This is a genomic window from Microvirga sp. P4_G7, from assembly GCF_056401005.1.
This window is the reverse complement of sequence record NZ_JBFUKD010000272.1, coordinates 1-4,711: the sequence shown is the minus strand read 5'-3', so window position 1 is coordinate 4,711 and position 4,711 is coordinate 1. Positions and strand designations below refer to the sequence as shown.

The 4,711-nt window shown below is 64.5% G+C and carries 3 protein-coding genes; all 3 read right to left on the bottom strand.

The features are described from left to right. Positions 1–58: 58 nt before the first annotated feature. Positions 59–1,174 carry a family 8 glycosyl hydrolase gene (locus tag AC1DT3_RS12600; protein ID WP_477465596.1) on the bottom strand — a complete coding sequence of 372 codons (1,116 nt, stop codon included), beginning with the start codon at positions 1,172–1,174 and terminating at the stop codon, positions 59–61. After that, positions 1,171–3,762, bottom strand: coding sequence for a cellulose biosynthesis cyclic di-GMP-binding regulatory protein BcsB (locus AC1DT3_RS12595; RefSeq protein WP_477465595.1), 2,592 nt, complete (start codon positions 3,760–3,762; stop codon positions 1,171–1,173). The genes AC1DT3_RS12600 and AC1DT3_RS12595 overlap by 4 nt, the downstream gene beginning before the upstream one ends. Positions 3,763–3,771: 9 nt before the next feature. After that, positions 3,772–4,711, bottom strand: a 940-nt coding sequence (locus AC1DT3_RS12590) for a PilZ domain-containing protein (RefSeq protein WP_477465594.1), incomplete at its 5' end; no start/stop codon positions are given.

The following is a 4,711-nucleotide window of genomic DNA, read 5'->3' as shown; positions in this document are numbered from 1 at the left end:
GTCTGCGCACCGACCGAGAAGGCGGCGCTGGCGAGCAACGTCGCTATGATGCCACGAGTCAGAGGCATTGCGGATACTTCTCGCTGAGCAACGACATCGCGAGCAGATACAACGTCGACGAGTAATACAGATTCGGTTCGAAGGTCTTGAGGGTACTCGGCACCGGCGTGCGATCAAGCGCACAGGCCAAAGTAGCGGTGAGTAACGCGTAGCCCTGATCGACCAGACGTTCCTTGACCGCGCCCGTCTTCACATCGACGATCGCGACTCCTTCACTGCCGAGCCAGCGTTGCTTCAGTGCCTTGAGCCACTCCAAATCGGTCATCCCCGCCCGCAACAGGTAGAGCGGTATCCTTACCGAATTGTACCCGAATTCCGGCGGGAAACCCTCGGCCGGACGGATCAGGCCGCGCTCCTTGATGGAGATCCAGTCGCTCGGCAGCCGCACTTTCGTGGCATTGGCGTGCTGGAGAAGAACGAGGCCCTCGCGCCAGACGCCGTTCCAATCGTATTCAGGCGCGAGCGCGGTCAGCGCGGGGAACGCCTCGAAGACCCAATAAGATAGATTGACGACTGGACCGTCGGGCCGCTCGGCGGCGGAAAAACCCTTCGTGGCGGGCAAGAGCACCGGTCGGCTGATGCTGCGGATGACCTGATAACGGCCGACGCCCTTGGCGATCCGCTGGGCGGCCTGAACGTAGCGGGGTTCGCCCCAGGCGGCTCCCGCCTTCGCCAACGCGTAGGCGATGAGAATGTCTCCGTCCGATGCGTTGTTGCTGTCGGAGACGTTGGGCGTCGCGTGCGGATCCCATTTCCATGCGGCGAGCCCGTCGTCGCGGATCAGCAACTGCGTATAGGTGAAGGTCCAGATTTGCTCGAAAGCCGTCCGGTCGGACGCGGCGAAGGCGAGAAGAAGGCCGTAGCCCTGGCCTTCGCTGTGGCTGATGTCGCCGTTGGCGTTGTCGATCACGCGACCGCTGCGATCGATGAAGCGCGCCCGGTAGGCATCCCAGTCGCTCCTGGCGATCGTCCCCTCGATCTTCAGGCCGGGATTGGGCGACGCCGGTGTCGTTGCCGGTGTCGTTGCCGGTGTCGCGACGGGCGTCACGGCATGGGCCATGGAGACGGTTCCGAGAAAGCTCAGGACGATCAAGATCCAGCCACGGCGTCTCATGATCGGCGTCCCATTCGGCGCAGCACGAAGTAAGTCGTCGCGCCGAGCAGAATGCACGAGACCACCATGAGGAGCGCGTATTGCAGGATATTGATCGACATCCAGTTCGCCGCGATCAGGCGCATGTTCAGAAGCGAGAAAGGCTGCGTCTGAACGAAGGTGAATGACCGAACCGGCTGGACTTCGATGCTGTCGTCTTCCGAACTGAGCGTGACGATGCGGCCGGAGACCCGCGACCACAGGTGCGGGCGCGTCAGGCTCGCGGTGTTGTCCGCCAGTTCGGCCTCGGTGCGGGCCGTCAGCACGGTCCAGGTGCCGTCGCCGACCGTGGAATCCTGCGCGAGGAGCAGCGTCGAGCGCTGCGAGGGTTCGTAGTCGGCGCTGGCGTTGCTCTGGAAGGTCAGCGAAGACACCGACAGATTGAACGTCTGTTCGATCCAGGTCTTGAATCCCTCGAATCGGGTCTGCAGGAAGCCGCGATGGGTCAAAGAATCGGACCACCGACGACGGATCTCGTCGGTGGAGCCTTGGGCCGCCAGATCGGTCAGGCTGCGTTCGCGCTCACTGCCCGGAAAGCGCACGGCATCGGCATTCGCCTTCGCAGCGCCGGCGACCTGTCCCGATGTCCGGACCGGTGTCGGTGTCGATTGCCAGACCGTTCGCGTCCGTTCCGCGACTCCGACCCGCGCCAGCATTCCCGGCGGCAATTGATCGATCGCGCCGATGAACACGGTCGACGGATCGCCGACCGTCGCAGCATTCGCGAATGTGGCGCGCACGGGCTCGCCGGCGTCGCGCGCCATCCGTGCCAGAAGCGTTCCGGCGGTCGAGTAGAGCAACGGGTTCTGCCGCGCGAGAACGAACGTCGCCGGCGCATTGCCGAGCGGGAATCCCGCGGAACTGAATTCGGCGAGGTCCGGCAGCCGCCCGATGCGGCCGAAAGTCGGCAGCGCGAAAGTCGTCGTGTCGAACAGGACGAAGCGGCTCGTCTCCGACAGCGTGCCGCCGGGCGGGCAGCGCTCGTCGGCGTCGGTCAACAGCACCGCCTCGAACCAGAGCTCGTTGATCCCCGGCCGGAAATTGCGCATGGGGATGCGGATCGGATGGCGGCGCAGGATATCGCCCTTCGACGTGATCCGCATGGTCGCGCTGATGCGGTCGTTCACATAAAGATCGATGTGACTGCCTGGGCGGACGGCGGGCGTGTGCGCGGAATCCAGGTAGAGCAGGGCTTCCGCGTAATCGTTGGCGTAGAAATCGGCTGGCAGCTCGATCGCGAAGCGCGCCCGGAAGCGCCGCCCGGAAAACTCTTGAGTCGGAATGCCGAGTTCACCGAAGCGGATCGCGCGCGCGCTCTGAAACGACGGCGTCTCCGGCCACATCCATGAAGCGGTATCGATCGTGGTGCGCTCCGCCGGACGATTGTTGATCATCGCCGCAGCGATGACGTTGATCGCGGTGTCGATGTCGTTCCATGTCGGACCGGCAACGACGAGCGCGGGCGAGCCCGCATCCTGCGTCACGAGCGCGATCGGCTGGTTCAACGCAGCCTCCGGCGGCTGCGCCATGATGCTGCGCAGCTCGCTGGCAAGGCTCAGATAGACCTTGATGGTTCCGACCGAGACCTGTCCGGGATCGGTTTCAGAAACTCTGACGACCGGATGCGCGTAGCGCCCGCGCAACGCCACCATCTGCACGAGGCGCAGCAGCCGGTCACGAATTTCCGGACGATAGCTCTTCGGAGCGATCACATGGATGGTGGTGGTGCCGGAGGTGTCGACGCCGACCGCGGGAAGGTCTTCGAGACCGCGCAAAAACCGCGGTGTGTTCTCACCGAAGACCAGGCTGGTCGATGCCGAATCCAACTCGGTCCACAATTCGTATGTGGCCCTGATCGTGCAATCCGTGCGGTGACGTTGAACCGCTTCGATGCGAATGATGTTCTGCCCGGGACGAAGCAGGCCGGCCCGCACCGGGAGTGCGATCCGCTGCACGTTCTGCGATGACGCGATCGGAATGTCGATCACCGTTTCGCCGTTCACCAGAGCCCTGAGACGCGACGCCTCCGGCATCACGACGACGGCATTGCGGTAGCCGACCGAGAGGATGGGGTTTCCCGCCGCTTCGTCCTGCGTCAGCGACACCGCCCAACTGCGTGCATCGACTTCGCCTTCGAGGCGGATATCCGCGCGCGGCAGGATGGGCTTCGTGTTGCGGCCGAGGGCCTGCACGACGGGCGGGCGCGGTGCTGGCGCAGGCGGCGACGTCGCGGTTCCACGGGGCGGCGTGGCGGCGGGTCTGCCGGTGCCCATGTCGAACGGCGTGCCGGAAGGCGCCGGAACCGAAGCACCGGGGCTCGCCGGAGCGGCCGATGGCGCGGGGCCGGCCGAACTCCGCATATCGAACGGCGTACCTGCCGCCGGGGGAACGACGGGTGGAACAGGCGCTGGCGACTGCGGTGGATTGCCGGCCGGAGCGCTCGGTCGGTCCGGCGACATGCTGAACGGCGCCACCTGCGCCGACGCGACGGGCACGCCGAGAATCAGCAGCGCCGGGATGAGACGGGTCAGGAGAAAGCGCGCGGACACGGAAATTCCCTATTGCGCGCTGGGCGCCGGCGCGGGAGCCGGTGCCGCGGGTGGATGGGATACGCCGATCTTCTGCAGGCCGAACAGATACGCGAGACCCCGGCCGGTTTGATAGAGCGACACCGCCAGGAACCAGAACGTCCCGCGCAGAAGGCCGATGTCGTGATGGCGGCGCTTCTGGAAGCTGCTCCATTGGTCCGCGTTGGCGAAGACGAGATCGGCGATCAACTGATGGTGGACAGGTTCTTCGGTCTGGAACCGGCACCCGATGAGGATGCCTTTCTCGTCGATGGTCATCTTGCGGATGTCGACCGGCAACGCGTTGGACGACAGTGGGACGTTGGGCTGGAACTCGAGCGTTGCGAGAGCGCCCTTCTTGAGACCTTCGAGACCCGATTCCCTCAAACGGCAGCGCGCGCCGCCGACCGATACATCCTCGATCATGCCTTCGACCGTGTGTCCGTCCATGATGAACTTGCACGGGCGGTTGGCGAGGATGCGATGGCTTTGCCGACGCACGGCGCGTTCCGAGACGACACCCAGCGCGCAGCCTGCGATGATCAGATTGAGCAGGTTCCATCCACCGGTCACGAGCGCCACGTCGGCCTTGTAGGGTTCCGTCCAGATCCGCACGATGGTCGCGACGACGCCGAGGAGGAGAATGCCGAAAATCACGAAGAACGGCGCGCCCAGTTCCGAGATCCGGCTCTGGCTCATCGAGGAGCTCTTGGCCGTCACCTTGAAGGTCGGCTTGCTCGGATTGGCGATCACGGACAGGATCGCGGGAAGCAGATAGACGGTCTGGATGAACTCGTAGAGATCGGAAATCCACGGCCAGCGATATCGGCCATAGAGATAGTTCTGCATCATGAGATTCACGAGCATGTAGGTCGAGGTATAGGCGAGGAACTCACCGCCCGACGCCGTGAAGATCTCGAGTGAAAAGAAG